The following is a 14,630-nucleotide window of genomic DNA, read 5'->3' on the forward strand; positions in this document are numbered from 1 at the left end:
GGCGGTCGCCGCGTTGCAGTTCCACCCGGCCAGGGCCGGGCGGCGTTGTAGGGTCGATCAGGCGCCGGCGGCGATGATGCGATGCACGGCGTCGGTGTAGCGCTGCAGCTGCTCCAGCGTCACGAACTCATCGGCGGTGTGGGCCTGGGCGATGTCGCCCGGGCCGAACACCAGCGTGGTGTAGCCACCGGCGGAGAACAGCGAGGCCTCGGTCCAGAAGTCCACCGCGTTGCCGATCGGCAGCTCCAGCGCATCGGCCACATCGCGCGCCAGCAGGCGGCGGTTCTCGGCCTCGGCGATGTCACCGGCCGGCAGGCTGGGGCCACGGAACGTTTCGGTGAAAACGGCGGCTTCCGGTTCGGCGAAACCGGCGAAGGTCGCCAGCAGGCCATCGATGTCCATCGACGGCAGCGGGCGGAACCCGAAGCGCACCTCAGCAGCCGGTGCGATCATGTTGGCCTTGATCCCGCCTTCGACGCGACCGATGTTGAAGCGCAGCCCGGTCAGCCCGCCGAAGCGGGCCGAGGCCAGCGATTCCACATGGTCCAGTGCACGGTTGCCCCAGCGCATGGCCTGGTGCAGCGCGCTGGCGGCCGCGTCCTGCTTGCCGGACGCATGGCCGGCACGGCCGGCGAACTGCATCAGCACCGAGCTGATGCCACGATGCGCCAGCACCGCTTCACTCATGGTCGGCTCGGCCACCAGCACCGCTTCATACGGCAGGCCACGGGCCAGGAACGCGGCGATACAGCGCGGATCGTTGGCTTCCTCGTCGCTGGAGAACAGGAAGGCGGCATCGCCATCGCTGGCATTGGCCGCCGCCACCAGCGCAGCGGCGGCGCCCTTGATGTCACACACGCCCAGGCCGACCACGCGGTCGTCCAGGCGGCGCATCACATGCGGGTCGGCACTCCAGTGCGGCGAGTCCGGCACGGTGTCCAGGTGCACGTTGAACAGGTACTTCGGCGTCCCGCGCACGGCGTACAGGCTGACTGCGCCCGCGCCATGGTCGATCACCTCGACGTTGAAGCCGGGCAGGTTGTCGCGCAGGTAATCGAAGATGCCACCGGTGGTGATCGCACGCGGCGGGTTGCGGGTGTCGAAGGACACCAGGGCCTGCAGGTGATCGAGCGTCTGTTCAAGCATGTGTCTGAATATCCGTAGGGTTCGAAATCGGTAGTGCCGGCCGCTGGCCGGCTCCGCAATGATCCAGCGGTGCCACGAGCCGGCCAGCGGCCGGCACTACCCTCCATCGACGTTGCGAGGCGCCGGCCAGCGGCCGGCACCCCGTCACAGGTCAACCGCGGTTGACCTGCGCGTAAACGGTGGAGCTCATGCCGAACAGCTTGATGAAGCCTTCAGCCTCCTCCACGCCCCAGTCGGCCGACTGCGCGTAGGTGGCGCCCTTGGTGTTGAGCAGGTGCGGCGACTTCACGGCCACCGCATCGACGCGGCCACCACGGGTTTCCAGCACCACTTCACCGTTGACCTTGGCCTGCGAGGACTTCAGGAAGGCTTCGATGTCGGTCTTCAGCGGGTCGTGGTAGAAGCCTTCGTACACCAGCTCCACCCACTTGCGCGCCACGTCCGGCTTGAAGCGGTTCTGCTGCTTGGTCAGCACCGCATCTTCCAGCGCACGGTGTGCGGCCAGCAGCGAAACCAGGCCCGGGGCCTCGAACACGATGCGGCCCTTCAGGCCGATCACGGTGTCGCCGGTGTAGACGCCGCGGCCCACGCCGTACGGCGCGAACAGCTTGTTGAGCTGGGCCAGGATCTGGTCACCCGGCAGCGCCTTGCCGTCCAGTTCGACGGCTTCGCCTTCAACGAACTTCAGGGTCACGGTCAGGGCCTGCTCCGGCCACTCGCTGCGCGGTGCGCACCAGCCACGCGCACCCTCGCCCGGGGCTTCCCACCGGTCGATCTCGCCGCCGGACATGGTCAGGCCCAGCAGGTTCTCGTTGATGGTGTAGGCCTGCTGCTTGGCGCGCACGCCGAAGCCACGCTCTTCCAGGTACTTCTGCTCGTAGGCGCGGGTCTGGGTGTGTTCCTTCTGGATCTCGCGGATCGGCGCGATGATCTGGTAGTCGCCCAGCGCCTTCACGGCCAGGTCGAAGCGGACCTGGTCGTTGCCCATGCCGGTGCAACCGTGGGCGATGATGTTGGTGCCCAGCTCGGCAGCACGCTTCAGCGCGGCATCGACGATCAGGTAGCGGTCCGAGACCAGCAGCGGGTACTGGCCCTGGTAGCCTTCGCCGGCCCACACGAACGGCTTGACGAAGCCTTCCCAGATGGCCGGGCCACCGTTGACGGTAAGGTGGCTCGCCACGCCCAGTTCGGCGGCGCGCTTCTCGATGAAGTCACGCTCTTCATCATCGACGCCGCCGGTGTCGGCGAACACGGTGTGCACGTTGTAGCCGCGCTCCTGCAGGTACGGCACGCAGAAGCTGGTATCCAGGCCGCCGGAGAAGGCGAGAACGACGTCTTTGTTGCTCATGGGGGTCAGGTCCACTTGGGGGATGGGAATTCGGTAGAGCCGACCGTTGGTCGGCTGGAATATTGGATGCGCCGCTGCGGGAGCAGCCGACCAACGGTCGGCTCTACCCCTTGTTCGATCTAGCGCCCGGCAACCGCCGCCATGATCGCCTTCTGCACGTGCAGGCGGTTCTCGGCTTCGTTGATGGCGATGCACTGCGGCGAATCCATCACCGCGTCGGTGGCCTTCACGTTGCGGCGCAGCGGCAGGCAGTGGCTGAACACACCATTGTTGGTCAGCGCCATCTTCCGCTCGTCCACGATGAAGTGCTTGAACTGGTCGCGGATCGGCTTCTCCGGTTCCCAGTTGCCGAAGAACGGCAGCGCGCCCCAGCTCTTGGCGTAGACCACGTCGGCGCCGGCGTAGGCGCTGTCGATGTCATGGCTGATCTTCAGCGAGCCGCCGCTCTCGGCCACGTTCTGCTCGGCCCAGCCCATGTAACGCTCGTCGAGGATGTAGTCGGCGGTCGGGCACAGCAGGGTCACGTCCATGCCCATGCGGGTGGCGATGGTCAGCGCCGAATTGGCAACGGCGGTGTTCAGCGGCTTGGGGTGGTAGGTCCAGGTCAGCACGTACTTCTTGCCACGCAGGTCCTGGGTGCCGAAGTGCTCCTGCAGGGCCATGATGTGGGCCAGCTCCTGGCACGGATGGGTGATGGTCTCCATGTTGATGACCGGCACCGGCGAGTACCTGGCGAAGCTGTTGAGGACGATGTCCTGGCGGTCGTAGGCCCAGTCGATGAACTTGGGGAACGCACGCACGGCGATGATGTCGCAGTAGCGACCCAGCACCTTGGCCACTTCAGCGATGTGCTCTTCGGTATCGCCGTCCATCACCGTGCCGAGGTTGAACTCGATCGGCCACGCATCCTTGCCCGGCTGCAGCACCACCGCGTGGGCACCGAGCTGGAACGCGCCCAGTTCGAAGCTGGTGCGGGTGCGCATGGACGGGTTGAAGAACACCAGCGCGATCGACTTGCCCTTGAGCTGGTCGCCGAGCTTGTTGCGCTTGAACAGCGCCGCCTGGGTCAACAGCGCGTCGAGATCGCTGCGGCTCCAGTCCTGGGTGTTCAGGAAGTGCTTGGGGGACATCATCTTTCCTTGCGTGGCGGCGCCGGTTTCGACGCGGTGGAAGGGAAAACAGGAATCAAAGGTGGAGCGGGAAGATTGCAGTTGCAGCTTTCAGAAGATGCATTTTCGAAGCGCGGAAACGAAAAAACCCAGCCGGCGGGCTGGGTTTTTTCGGACGAACAGCAAAAAGCTCCGGTTACCCAGCGAGGATGTGGGGTTCCGGTCGACGCGCACGCGAGGTCATGCCCGACGCCTGTCGGGCTGCGCTGCTGTCGTGCTGGAAGTCGGTGAGCTTCATGGTCAACCATCTTTGCATGCGGCCGAGGCCGGCGCAAGGGCCGGGGTCCCAGAATCAGGGATTGCTGGCCGTGCCCTGCTCCGGGCCGACCCAGGGCGTGATCGACACCCGGATCTTGAGCCGGTTGCCGGGGTCTTCCGGCAGCCGCGAACGGTACTTGGTGCCCTTGTAGACGTAATCCACGTCGTAGGCGATGGGCCGGCGGAATTCACGCCCCACCGGCACGATGCGGCAGTCGCGGGTCAGCATCGGGCCAGTGTTCGCCGGTGCCGGGGCCGGCGTCTCGGCTCCGGGCTCCTCAACGGCCTCTTCGTCGCTGCGCTTGAACATCGAGCGCACCGAGTCCCAGAAGCGGCTGATCCGGCCCTTGTCCTCGACCGGCTCCTCGCCGGTCACGTTCACCGGGGCCAGGGTCCGGGTCGACACTGGCTCGCAGTGCTCCTCGGTGCGGGTCGCGCGCAGGGTCTGGAACACCGGCTCCACGTTCAGCACCTGGGCGTAGTCGAACTTCACGTTCTCAACGATCACCACCCGGTTGCGGGGCTCGGCCTCCTGCGCCAGCACCACGGCGGGCAGCGCCGACAGGCAGGCCAGGGTCAGCAACGCGGTGGATTTCATTGGCGACGGGAGCAAGGACACGGCAATAGTGTAGGCAGTGGCGAGCGCAAGGGGCTGAACATTACCCGTCCACGCCGCTCCTGCCCACCCCACCCCGGGTGGCCCCGGCGTCCACCGGTGGCAACGGGTGCCCCCAAAGGGGGCCGACACGTTCTAAAATCACAGGCTTGTCCCCCAGCCACAGCCCCATGACCCTGCGCCTGCACAACAACCTGACTCGCCAGCTCGAACCGTTCACCCCGCTCGATCCGGCCTGTCCGACCCTGTATGTGTGCGGCCCGACGGTCTACAACTACGTGCACATCGGCAACGCCCGTGGCCCGGTGGTGTTCGGGGTGCTGGCCGACCTGCTGCGACGCCGTTTCGGTGGCCTGCGCTACGCGCGCAACATCACCGACGTGGACGACAAGATCAACACCGCCGCGCGCGAGCAGGGCGTACCGATCAGCACCATCACCGACAGGTTCGCCGCCGCCTACCGTGAGGACATGGCCGCGCTGGGCGTGGTGCCGCCGGACATCGAGCCGGAGGTGACCGCGCACATTCCGCAGATCATCACCATGATCGAGCAGCTGATCGCCAACGGGCATGCCTACGCTGCCGAAGGCCACGTGCTGTTCGCGGTGGCCAGCTTCGATGGCTACGGCAAGCTCTCGCGCCGCGATCCGGACGAAATGCTGGCCGGCGCCCGTGTCGACGTGGCCCCGTACAAGCGTGATCCGGGTGATTTCGTGCTGTGGAAGCCGTCCAGCGACGACCTGCCCGGCTGGGCGTCGCCCTGGGGCCGTGGCCGCCCGGGCTGGCACATCGAGTGCTCGGCAATGGCCGCCGCCCACCTGGGCGAGACCATCGACATCCATGCCGGCGGCGTCGACCTGCAGTTCCCGCACCACGAGAACGAGCTTGCGCAGAGCGAGTGCGCCCACGGCGGCAAGATCTTCGCCCGCTTCTGGCTGCACAACGGCATGCTCAACTTCGGCGGCGCCAAGATGAGCAAGTCGCTGGGCAACATCGAGCGCGTGCACGACCTGGTGCGCCAGCACCCGCCGGAAGCACTGCGCCTGGCCCTGCTGTCGGCCCACTACCGGCAACCGCTGGACTGGTCCGATGGCCTGATCGAACAGTCGGTGCGCACCCTGGACCGCCTGTACGGCACCTTGCGCGAACTGGCTTCAGTCGAGGCGGTCGTTGCGATCCCGGCCACGGTCGAAGCGACCCTGGATGACGATCTGAACACCCCGCAGGCACTGGCCGAAGTGGCCCGCATCGCCGCCGATGCGCGTCGTGCCACCGATCCGGCCGAGCAGGCGCGCCTGAAGGGTGAACTGCTCGGCGCCGGACTGGCACTGGGCCTGCTGCAGGCCGATCCAGCGCAGTGGTTCGGCACTGCGGCCAGCGACGGCGGCGACGATGCCCGCATCCAGGGCCTGATCGATGAGCGTGCCGCTGCCAAGAAGGCGCGCGACTTCGCCCGTTCCGACGCCATCCGCGACCAGCTGGCCGCCGAAGGCATCGTGCTGGAAGACACCCCGCAGGGTGTGCGCTGGTCGCGCAAGCGCGGCTGACCCGCCCTGCCCCGTGGCCGGTACGCCGGCCACGCCCCCACCGTAGAGACTGTTGTGATCGACTCCCCGTTCCCGCTTGAACCCACCGCCGCCGAGGCACAGGCCGCCATCGCCGAGGAATTCGGCTTCTTCGGCGACTGGTCCGAGCGTTACCAGTACCTGATCGACCTCGGCCGCAAGCTGCCGGCCTTCCCGGAAGAATGGAAGACCGAAGAGCATCGCCTGCTCGGCTGCCAGTCGATGGTCTGGATCGTGCCCGAAGGCAACGCGCAGTCGCTGCGCTTCCATGCCATCAGTGATTCGGCGATTGTCTCCGGCCTGATCTTCCTGGCCCTGCGTGTGTACTCCGGGCGCTCGGCGCAGGAGATCCTGGCCACCGAGCCGAGCTACATCCAGGACATCGGCCTGGCCCGCCACCTCTCGCCGACCCGCAGCAACGGCGTGGCGGCGATGCTGGCCTTCATCCGCGAGACCGCGCAGGCCCAGCTGCAGCGCGACCCGTCGTGAGCGAGCCTGCCACAGCCGAAGACAGCGCGCTGGGCCTGCTGTCCCGGCCCGGTTTCGCCAGGCTGCTGGCGTACCGCATCTTCGCGATGCTGTCCTACCAGGTGGTCGCGGTCACCGTCGGCTGGCACATCTACGAAGTTACCCGCAATCCGTTCTCGCTGGGCCTGATCGGCCTGGCCGAGGTGCTGCCGTTCTTCTGCGTGGCGCCGTTCGCCGGTTACCTGGTGGATCACCTGCCGCGCCGCCGCCTGGGCATGGTCGCCTGTTGCGGACTGATCGCCACCGCACTGGTATTGACCAGCGTGGCCATGGGCTGGCTGCCGATCGACGGCGTGTGGCCGATCTACGCAGCCATTGCGCTGACCGGCATGGTCCGCGCCTTCCTGTCGCCGATCTACAACGCCCTGTTCGCCCGCGTACTGGCCCGTGACCAGTTCGCGCGTGGCGCCGGCCTGGGCGCGGTGGTATTCCAGGCCGGCATGATCGCCGGCCCGGCACTGGGCGGCGTGCTGGTCGGCTTCGGTGGCAAGGGTCGGTCCTACGCGGTGGCCACCGCCTTCGCGCTGGTGGCGATGGCCTGTCTGGCCACGCTGAAAGTGGAGGAGCCGGTGCACACCGGCCCTGCCGCGCCGATCTTCAAGAGCATCGCCGAAGGCGCGCGCTTCGTGGTCGGCAACCGGATCATGGTCGGCGCGATGGCGCTGGACATGTTCTCGGTGCTGCTGGGCGGCGTGGTGGCGATGCTGCCGGCGTTCCTGCACGAAATCCTGCACCACGGCCCGGAAGGCCTGGGCATCCTGCGCGCGATGCCGGCGCTGGGCTCGGTGTGCGTGGGCCTGTGGCTGGCCCGCCACCCGCTGCACCGCAATGCCGGCCGCGTGCTGCTGTTCGCGGTGGCCGGCTTCGGCCTGTGCGTGATCAGCTTCGGGCTGTCGCAGCACTTCTGGCTGTCGGCGCTGATCCTGCTGTTCTACGGCGCCTTCGATGGCGTCTCGGTGGTGATCCGCTCGACCATCCTGCAGCTGGCCACGCCGGAAGAAATGCGCGGTCGCGTATCGTCGATCAACGGCATCTTCATCAGTTCGTCCAACGAGCTGGGCGCGTTCTATGCCGGCACGATGGCGAAGCTGCTCGGCCTGGTACCGGCCGTGGTGCTGGGCGGGTTCGCGGTGCTGAGCGTGGCCGGGATCACCGCGTGGAAGAACCCGACGCTGCGGAAGTTGAATCTTCGCGACCTGCAGTGAGCCTGTAGAGCCGAGCCCATGCTCGGCTGCGTATTTCCGTGCGCCCACGCGCCAATAGCGCCGGGCCATGCCCGGCGGGCTCTTTCCGCGACCGCGGTGGGGTGTCACGTTTCTTTTCGCGCGAAAAGAAAAGTAACCAAAGAAACGCTCCGCCATCCGCGAGCCGGCGCTGCGCGCCGATGCCCTGTGCTCCTCGGTGAATCAGGGGACGGCGCGGAGAGCCAGCCGACCAGCAGTCGGCTCTACAGGATAGAGCCGCCTCTTCGCGCCTGATTCCCCTGCGGTGCTCGGCTCGCTACAAGGCGGACTCAACAGCCGCGAGCGCACGCAAGACCGCTCCTGTCGGCCTGAGCCGAGCGTGGGCTCGGCTCTACATCGGCCGCGCACGCAGGAAACCGTCGAGAGCCTGCGGGTGGGTCCGGGCAGGACCGTCCGCGGCATGGATGCCGCGGCCGAGCTTACAGGGATGTACTTGCATCGTGTCCTGCCCGGACCCACCCGCAGGCTCCGCCCGATACCCGGAAGACGCTGCTCTACACAGCCAACTCGAACCCAACAAAAAACCCGGCCGAAGCCGGGTTTTCTGCATGACCAGACAACGATCAGGAATCAGTCGCCCTGCTGCTTCTGCAGATGCTCCCAACGCTCCTGGGCATCGATGGTGCGCTCGGCGGTCAGGCGCGCCTCCAGGCGCTCCAGGCCGATTTCTTCGCCGGTGTCGACGCAGTAACCGTAGTCGCCCGCTTCCAGGCGCTTCAGGGTGCTGTCGATCTTGCCGATCAGCTTGCGGTAGCGGTCGCGGGTACGCAGTTCCAGCGAGTTCTCGGTTTCGCGGGTCGCGCGCTCGGCTTCGTCGCCGATGTCACGCACTTCCTCGCGCAGGTTCTCGATGGTCTGCTTGGACTCTTCCACCAGGTCCGCGCGCCAGTTCTGCAGGCGCTGGCGGAAATACTCCTGCTGCAGCGGGCTCATGTATTCCTCTTCCGAGGACGGCTTGTAGCCAGCCGGCAGGATCGGGCGGCCGGTGGCCTCGTCGGTCTTGTATTCGACCACCTTGTACTTGCTGCGCGGGGCCGGTGCTGCCGAGCGGGCGGCGACGGCCACGGCAACCTTGCCGACAGGGCGCGACACGGTCTTCGGGGCGGAATCGGATTTCACGGCGGTTTTGGCAGGCGATTTCGAAACGGGCACGGGATTCTTGGATTGCGGGGCCTTCGAAGCGGCAGGAGCGGCGGCCGGGGCCGGCTTGGAGGCCGGTTGGGCTGCTGCCACTGCCACGGTCTTGGCCGGGACAGGCTTGGCCGGAGCCGGCTTGGCAGCAGGCTTCGGTGCGGACTTCACTACTGGGGCCGGGGCCGGCTTTACGGCCGGTGCGGCAACATTCTTGGCAACCTTCTTTGCAGCGGCAGGCGTGGCGACCGGCTTGGCCGCAGCGACCTTCTTTGCCGCCGGCTTGGCGACCGGCTTGGCTGCAGCCTTCTTCACCACCGCCTTCGGCGCCGGCTTGGCTGCTGCCTTCTTGACCACCGGCTTGGCGACGGTCTTCTTCACCGGCGCAGCCTTGCTGACGGCCTTTTTCACCGGCGCCTTCTTGCTGGCAGCGGCTGGCTTGGCCTTGGCGGGCGCAGCGGCTTTCTTCGCCACCGGCTTGGTTGCCTTGACCGGCGTTTTCTTTGCGGTGGCCTTCCTGGCCGCCGGTTGCGAGGACGCTGCCTTGGTCGCCGGCTTGCTCGCCGGCTTCTTGGCAACGGGCTTTGCCGCCAACTTCTTCACAACAGGCTTGGCGGTTTTCTTGGCGGCCGTTGCGGCCTTCTTTGCAGTTTTTTTAGCAGCCACGAAACGCTCTTCCTTGGATTCCCCGGGGCCCGGGAAAGCGGGCCTTTATAGCCTACCCGACCCGCAGCAGCAACCTCGGCACCCTGCTCCATTCAGTCCTGGAGCCAAGGCGCCCAATGGGCAGTCCGACGAACACGGACCGCCTTGCGCGGTACGGAACCTGGCCAGCACCCGACGGTGCTGGTACCGGTCGCAGGCCATCGGCGACATGCGACCAACGGCCCATCCTGCACAAATGCGGCCTTCATGCCAACTGGCATAAGATGACTGGGTGATCTCGCGCCTGCTCATTGCCCTGCTGCGCTTCTACAAGCGCTTCATCAGCCCCTTGCTGGGGCCCCGCTGCCGTTTCGTGCCGAGCTGTTCTGAATACGCGATGGACGCGATCTCGCGGCACGGCCCGCTGCGCGGCAGCTGGCTGGCTGCGCGCAGGCTGGGCCGCTGCCACCCGTTCCATCCCGGCGGCTTCGACCCCGTGCCCGAGTCCCCCAACGCCCCCTCTTGCCGTTGCACAGGAAAACATTGACATGTCCTCCACCCTCATCACCAATGCCCGCATGGTCAACGAAGGCCGCACCTTCGACGGCGACCTGCGCATCGAGAACGGCCGCATCGCGCAGATCGGCAACGGGCTGGCGCCGCGCGACGGCGAGCAGGTGGTGGACGCGGCCGGGCGCTGGCTGCTCCCGGGCATGATCGATGACCAGGTGCACTTCCGCGAACCGGGCCTGACCCACAAGGGCGACATCGCCAGCGAATCGGCGGCGGCCGTGGCCGGTGGCCTGACCAGCTTCATGGACATGCCCAACACCAACCCGCCGACGCTGGATTCGACCATCCTGGAAGCCAAGTACGAGCTCGCGCGCGGCCGCGCTTGGGCCAACTACGGCTTCTACCACGGCGCCAGCAATGACAACCTGGACGCCATCCGTGCGCTGGACCCGAAGAAGGCGCCGGGCGTGAAGGTGTTCATGGGTGCTTCGACCGGCAACATGCTGGTCGACAACCCCGAAACGCTGGACGCGATCTTCCGCGAATGCCCGACCCCGATCATCACGCACTGCGAAGACACGCCGATGATCGATGCCAACCTGAAGGCCTTCCAGGAAAAGTACGGCGATGCGCTGACCCCGGACATGCACCCGGACATCCGCTCGCGCGAAGCCTGCATCAAGTCGACCCGCCTGGCGATGTCGCTGGCGCGCAAACACGGCACCCGCCTGCACGTGCTGCACATCTCCACCGCCGATGAACTGGCGCTGTTCGAGAAGGGCCCGCTGATCCGCGCCGATGGCAGCCGCAAGCAGATCACCGCTGAAACCTGCGTGCACTTCCTGCACTTCGCGCGCCCGGACTATGCGACCAAGGGCAACCTGATCAAGTGCAACCCGGCCATCAAGGAAGTGTCCGACCGCGAGGCGATCACCGCTGCGCTGGCCGACGACGTGCTGGACGTGCTGGCTACCGACCACGCGCCGCACACCTGGGAAGAGAAGCAGAAGCCCTACGCGCAGGCCCCCTCCGGCCTGCCACTGGTGCAGTACGCGCTGGTGGCCGCGCTGGAGCGCGTGCACGAAGGCAAGCTGACCCGCGAGCAGGTGGTGCAGAAGTTCGCCCACGCCCCGGCGCAGCTGTTCGACGTGGAAGAACGTGGCTTCCTGCGCGAAGGCTACTTCGCCGATCTGGTCCTGGTCGAAGACGTGCCGTTCACGGTCAAGCGCGAGGACGTGCTGTCCAAGTGCGGCTGGTCGCCGTTTGAGGGCACCACCTTCCGTTCGCGCGTCGCCTCCACCTGGGTCAACGGCCAGCTGGTGTGGGACGGCAGCAACCTGGTGGGCGAACCCGCCGGCCAGCGCATGACCTACAACCGCTGATGCGCTCGGCACTTCTGATCGGGGCGCTGCTGGCCGCGCCCCTGTTTTCCGTACCCGCGGCGCAGGCGCAGGATGGCATTGGCAGCCTGATCGACAGCCGCGTGGTGTTCCCGGCCAGTGCGTCGCAGGGCGCACTGGTGATCGGCAAGGTTCCCGCCGGCAGCCGCGTGCAGTACGCCGGTCGCCAGCTGCGGGTGAGCGGCTACGGCAGCGTGGTGTTCGGCATCGGCCGTGACGAGAAGGGCCCGCTGCGCGTGCAGGTGCAGCGCCCCGATGGTGGCAGCGAGACCGCGACCATTGCGGTGACGCCGCGCGACTGGCCCACCGAGCGGGTCAACGGCGTGCCGCCGAAGACGGTCAATCCGCCGCCGGCGATTGCCGAGCGGATCAAGCGCGAACAGGCGCAGGTGACCGCCGCGCGTGCCCGCGATGACGACCGCACCGACTTCACCCAGACCTTCATCTGGCCGGTGCAGGGCCGCATCAGCGGTCGCTTCGGCAATGCCCGCGTGTACAACGGGCAGCCCGGTGCCGGTCATTCGGGCATGGACATCGCGGTACCGACCGGCACCCCGGTGAAGGCACCGGCCGCCGGCATCGTCACCTTCGCCGGGCCGGACCTGTACCTGACCGGCGGTACGCTGCTGCTCGACCACGGCTTCGGGGTCAGCTCCAACTTCCTGCACCTCTCGCGCATCGACGTAAAGGTCGGCGACCGGGTTGAACAGGGCCAGGTGATCGCTGCGGTCGGCGCCACCGGCCGTGCCACCGGCCCGCACCTGCACTGGGGCATGAACTGGTTCGAGACCCGTATCGACCCGCTGCTGGTGCTGGAGCGCAAGTAACGGTAGTGCCGGCCGCTGGCCGGCAACCTCATCCTCTTCCGCGCCCTGCTGGATGCCGGCCAGCGGCCGGCACTACCAGGTACGTTGGATCAACCGCGCGCGGCCCACCACACGCGCAGCAGGGTGCGCACCGGGGTGGCCTCGATCGGCTTGCCTGCGGCCTGTGCCGCCACCCGCGCACGCGCCAGGCTGGACCACACACGGCGCGGGCGCGGGCCGGGCACGCGGGTGCCCCACCCCTTCAACAGATGCTGCGCCCAGCGCTGTGCGGCATTGCTGGCGTCCTCGTCCAGCAGGCTGCGCGGCACACCCGCCACGCCAGCGTCCTGCAGGCGCTGCGCCAAGGTCTGCAGCTGCACCGCACGACCGGCGCCGGTGCGCGGCTTGTCAGCGAACAAGGCCGCCTCCACCGCGGCTACGGCCTCGGCGTAGTTCGCCAGCGCGCGCTCGGCGCCGGCCGCATCCAGCGCGACCGTGCGCGCTGCAACCAGATCCGGAAGTGCTTCGGCCAACTGGGCCCACGGTGCACGCACCGGCTCCAGCAGCCTGCCCAGCGGATGGCGCGAGCGATGTCCCGCCCAGCTGCGCAGCTCCTCGCCCCACCACGCCAGCTTGGCGTCGGCCGGCAGCGGATCGCCGCTGGTGTTGAGCATGTCGTCGAACTCCTGCAGCAGCGCGAACCACGCCACTGCAAGCTCGCGTTGCGATTCGGCCACGAACGGGGCGGCCACCGACCATTCCGGCCAACGGCTGCGCCACTTGTCGAGGAAACTGTCCAGCGCGGTACTGCTCACTACACCATTCCTTACGGCTGGGCCGGGGCTGCCGGCCGGGTCGGCCAGAGACTGGCCAGTTGCAGAAGTTCAGCGTTCTCGACCAGCACGTCGGCCTGCCAGGCCAGCGGATCGTCGCTGTGCAGGCGGTAGCCCCACAGGGCTGCCACCGACGGCATGGCCGCGGCCCGCGCGGCGATGATGTCGCGCTCGTCGTCACCCACGTACACGCAGTCTTCGGCAGCAACGCCAATGGCCTGCGCAGCGTGCAGCAGCGGCAGCGGGTGAGGTTTGCGCTCGGCCAGGCTGTCACCGCCGACCAGCACTGCACAGCGCTGCTGCCAGCCGTGCTGCGGCAGGATCAGCCGCGCCAGGTACTCGGGCTTGTTGGTGACGATGCCCCACACGGTGCCGGCGTCATCCAGCGCGGCAAGCATGCCGGCCACGCCATCGAACAGCACCGCGTGCTGGCCGATCAGCGCTTCGTAGCGCTGCAGGAATTCCGGAATCAGTGCATCTCGCGCAGCGGTATCCAGGTCCGGGAAAGCGGCCCCGACCATCGCGCGCGAGCCCTTGGAGACCACCGGGCGCAGCACCGCCGGATCGATCGGCGCACGACCACGCTCGGCCAGCATCGCGTTGCAGGTGGCGACGAAGTCCGGCGCGCTGTCCAGCAGGGTGCCGTCCAGGTCGAACAGCACCGCACGCGGGAAGCGGGCGGCGGTCATGCCGGCTTGACCGCGTAGGCCAGGTAGTTGATGTCGGTGCGGCTGCTCAGGCGGGCATGGTTGCGCCACGGCTCGTAGGCCATGCCGCTGACATCCACCAGCTGCAGGTCGGCCTCGCGCAGCCAGCGCGCCAGCTCGGCCGGCTTGATGAATTCCTGGTAGTGGTGCGTGCCCTTGGGCAGCAGGCGCGCCACGTACTCGGCGCCGACGATCGCCACCGCGAACGCGGCGGCGGTGCGGTTGATGGTCGACAGGAACAGGTGGCCGCCCGGCTTCAGCAGGCGCTTGCAGGCCTCGATGATCGCGCCCGGGTCCGGCACGTGCTCCAGCATTTCCATGCAGGTGACCACGTCGAAGCTGCCCGGCTGCTCGGCGGCCAGATCCTCGGCCGCCTGCACCCGGTAATCGACCTGGGCGCCGCTTTCCAGCGCATGCAGGCGCGCGACCTTGACCAGCTCCGGGGCCAGGTCGATGGCGGTGACGTCAGCACCGGCCTGGGCCAGCGCTTCGCTCAACAGGCCGCCACCGCAGCCGATGTCGAGCACGCGGGCGCCGCGCAGCGGCACGCGGTCAGCCACGTACTGCAGGCGCACCGGATTCAGCGCATGCAGCGGCTTCTGCGGGCCGTCAGCGTCCCACCAGCGGTTGGCCAGCGCAGCGAACTTGTCCAGCTCGGCCTGATCGAAATTTGAGGAAGCGTGGGGGGCAGTCATGTGGGATGTCCTTGCGGCGCCAGGGT

At 67.7% G+C, this 14,630-nt stretch carries 14 protein-coding genes; 6 read left to right on the forward strand and 8 right to left on the reverse strand.

What is annotated here, in order from left to right; translation table 11 throughout:
- Positions 1-57 precede the first annotated feature (57 nt).
- The 4 genes from VG566_RS18035 to VG566_RS18050 all read right to left on the reverse strand — a co-directional run bounded on the left by VG566_RS18035 (position 58) and on the right by VG566_RS18050 (position 4,519).
- Positions 58-1,146, reverse strand: coding sequence for an acetylornithine deacetylase (locus VG566_RS18035; RefSeq protein ID WP_014647786.1), 1,089 nt, complete (start codon positions 1,144-1,146; stop codon positions 58-60).
- 151 nt (positions 1,147-1,297) lie between these two features.
- A complete protein-coding gene (locus VG566_RS18040; RefSeq protein WP_014647787.1) occupies positions 1,298-2,494 on the reverse strand; it encodes an argininosuccinate synthase in 1,197 nt (398 codons plus the stop codon).
- Positions 2,495-2,613: 119 nt separating this feature from the next.
- Positions 2,614-3,624 carry an N-acetylornithine carbamoyltransferase gene (locus tag VG566_RS18045; RefSeq protein WP_014647788.1) on the reverse strand — a complete coding sequence of 337 codons (1,011 nt, stop codon included), beginning with the start codon at positions 3,622-3,624 and terminating at the stop codon, positions 2,614-2,616.
- A gap of 331 nt (positions 3,625-3,955) precedes the next feature.
- Positions 3,956-4,519 (reverse strand): hypothetical protein, encoded by a 564-nt coding sequence (locus VG566_RS18050; RefSeq protein WP_014647790.1) that lies wholly within the window; start codon positions 4,517-4,519, stop codon positions 3,956-3,958.
- A gap of 188 nt (positions 4,520-4,707) precedes the next feature.
- On the opposite strand from VG566_RS18050, the gene cysS reads away from it, so the two are divergent.
- From cysS to VG566_RS18065, 3 genes are read left to right on the forward strand one after another with little or no spacing between them, the layout of a single operon-like run.
- Complete coding sequence (gene cysS / locus VG566_RS18055; RefSeq protein WP_014647791.1) at positions 4,708-6,084, forward strand: cysteine--tRNA ligase; 1,377 nt, start codon at positions 4,708-4,710, stop codon at positions 6,082-6,084.
- Between the two features lie 54 nt (positions 6,085-6,138).
- Positions 6,139-6,591 carry a SufE family protein gene (locus tag VG566_RS18060; RefSeq protein WP_032956126.1) on the forward strand — a complete coding sequence of 151 codons (453 nt, stop codon included), beginning with the start codon at positions 6,139-6,141 and terminating at the stop codon, positions 6,589-6,591.
- Positions 6,588-7,835, forward strand: coding sequence for an MFS transporter (locus tag VG566_RS18065; RefSeq protein ID WP_241884348.1), 1,248 nt, complete (start codon positions 6,588-6,590; stop codon positions 7,833-7,835). Before VG566_RS18060 ends, VG566_RS18065 begins: the two co-directional genes overlap by 4 nt.
- A gap of 609 nt (positions 7,836-8,444) precedes the next feature.
- On the opposite strand, the gene dksA is transcribed toward VG566_RS18065, so the two are convergent.
- Positions 8,445-9,671 carry an RNA polymerase-binding protein DksA gene (gene dksA / locus VG566_RS18070; protein WP_075076325.1) on the reverse strand — a complete coding sequence of 409 codons (1,227 nt, stop codon included), beginning with the start codon at positions 9,669-9,671 and terminating at the stop codon, positions 8,445-8,447.
- A 271-nt stretch (positions 9,672-9,942) separates the two neighbouring features.
- Here dksA and yidD point away from each other — a divergent pair, with 271 nt between their 5' ends.
- From yidD to VG566_RS18085, 3 genes are read left to right on the forward strand one after another with little or no spacing between them, the layout of a single operon-like run.
- The gene (yidD, locus tag VG566_RS18075) at positions 9,943-10,197 is read left to right on the forward strand and encodes a membrane protein insertion efficiency factor YidD (protein WP_014037867.1); all 255 of its coding nucleotides are present in this window, start codon (positions 9,943-9,945) and stop codon (positions 10,195-10,197) included.
- A gap of 1 nt (position 10,198) precedes the next feature.
- Positions 10,199-11,545: a dihydroorotase gene (locus VG566_RS18080; RefSeq protein ID WP_032956131.1), complete on the forward strand. Its 1,347-nt coding sequence runs from the start codon at positions 10,199-10,201 to the stop codon at positions 11,543-11,545.
- The gene (locus VG566_RS18085) at positions 11,545-12,390 is read left to right on the forward strand and encodes a M23 family metallopeptidase (protein WP_032956132.1); all 846 of its coding nucleotides are present in this window, start codon (positions 11,545-11,547) and stop codon (positions 12,388-12,390) included. Before VG566_RS18080 ends, VG566_RS18085 begins: the two co-directional genes overlap by 1 nt.
- Positions 12,391-12,479: 89 nt before the next feature.
- On the opposite strand, the gene VG566_RS18090 is transcribed toward VG566_RS18085, so the two are convergent.
- Genes VG566_RS18090 through ubiG form a run of 3 tightly spaced genes read right to left on the reverse strand, consistent with a single transcriptional unit; the run spans position 12,480 to position 14,604 of the window.
- Positions 12,480-13,184: a squalene/phytoene synthase family protein gene (locus VG566_RS18090; RefSeq protein ID WP_241884347.1), complete on the reverse strand. Its 705-nt coding sequence runs from the start codon at positions 13,182-13,184 to the stop codon at positions 12,480-12,482.
- Positions 13,185-13,195: 11 nt separating this feature from the next.
- Positions 13,196-13,891, reverse strand: a complete 696-nt coding sequence (locus tag VG566_RS18095) for a phosphoglycolate phosphatase (RefSeq protein WP_423172663.1) — start codon at positions 13,889-13,891, stop codon at positions 13,196-13,198.
- Positions 13,888-14,604 (reverse strand): bifunctional 2-polyprenyl-6-hydroxyphenol methylase/3-demethylubiquinol 3-O-methyltransferase UbiG, encoded by a 717-nt coding sequence (gene ubiG / locus VG566_RS18100; RefSeq protein ID WP_014647800.1) that lies wholly within the window; start codon positions 14,602-14,604, stop codon positions 13,888-13,890. The genes VG566_RS18095 and ubiG overlap by 4 nt, the downstream gene beginning before the upstream one ends.
- Positions 14,605-14,630: the final 26 nt, after the last annotated feature.

The sequence above is a fragment of the Stenotrophomonas sp. CASM114 genome (genome assembly GCF_049384325.1).
GTDB classification, from domain to species: Bacteria; Pseudomonadota; Gammaproteobacteria; order Xanthomonadales; family Xanthomonadaceae; genus Stenotrophomonas; species Stenotrophomonas muris.

What these genes read in the sequence shown, in the direction of transcription:
- VG566_RS18080 (WP_032956131.1), top strand. Translation starts at nt 10,199, where the DNA reads ATGTCCTCCACCCTCATCACCAATGCCCGCATGGTCAACGAAGGCCGC.
- VG566_RS18035 (WP_014647786.1), bottom strand. Translation starts at nt 1,146, where the DNA reads ATGCTTGAACAGACGCTCGATCACCTGCAGGCCCTGGTGTCCTTCGAC.
- VG566_RS18050 (WP_014647790.1), bottom strand. Translation starts at nt 4,519, where the DNA reads ATGAAATCCACCGCGTTGCTGACCCTGGCCTGCCTGTCGGCGCTGCCC.
- VG566_RS18040 (WP_014647787.1), bottom strand. Translation starts at nt 2,494, where the DNA reads ATGAGCAACAAAGACGTCGTTCTCGCCTTCTCCGGCGGCCTGGATACC.
- VG566_RS18085 (WP_032956132.1), top strand. Translation starts at nt 11,545, where the DNA reads ATGCGCTCGGCACTTCTGATCGGGGCGCTGCTGGCCGCGCCCCTGTTT.
- cysS (WP_014647791.1), top strand. Translation starts at nt 4,708, where the DNA reads ATGACCCTGCGCCTGCACAACAACCTGACTCGCCAGCTCGAACCGTTC.
- ubiG (WP_014647800.1), bottom strand. Translation starts at nt 14,604, where the DNA reads ATGACTGCCCCCCACGCTTCCTCAAATTTCGATCAGGCCGAGCTGGAC.
- VG566_RS18095 (WP_423172663.1), bottom strand. Translation starts at nt 13,891, where the DNA reads ATGACCGCCGCCCGCTTCCCGCGTGCGGTGCTGTTCGACCTGGACGGC.
- VG566_RS18045 (WP_014647788.1), bottom strand. Translation starts at nt 3,624, where the DNA reads ATGTCCCCCAAGCACTTCCTGAACACCCAGGACTGGAGCCGCAGCGAT.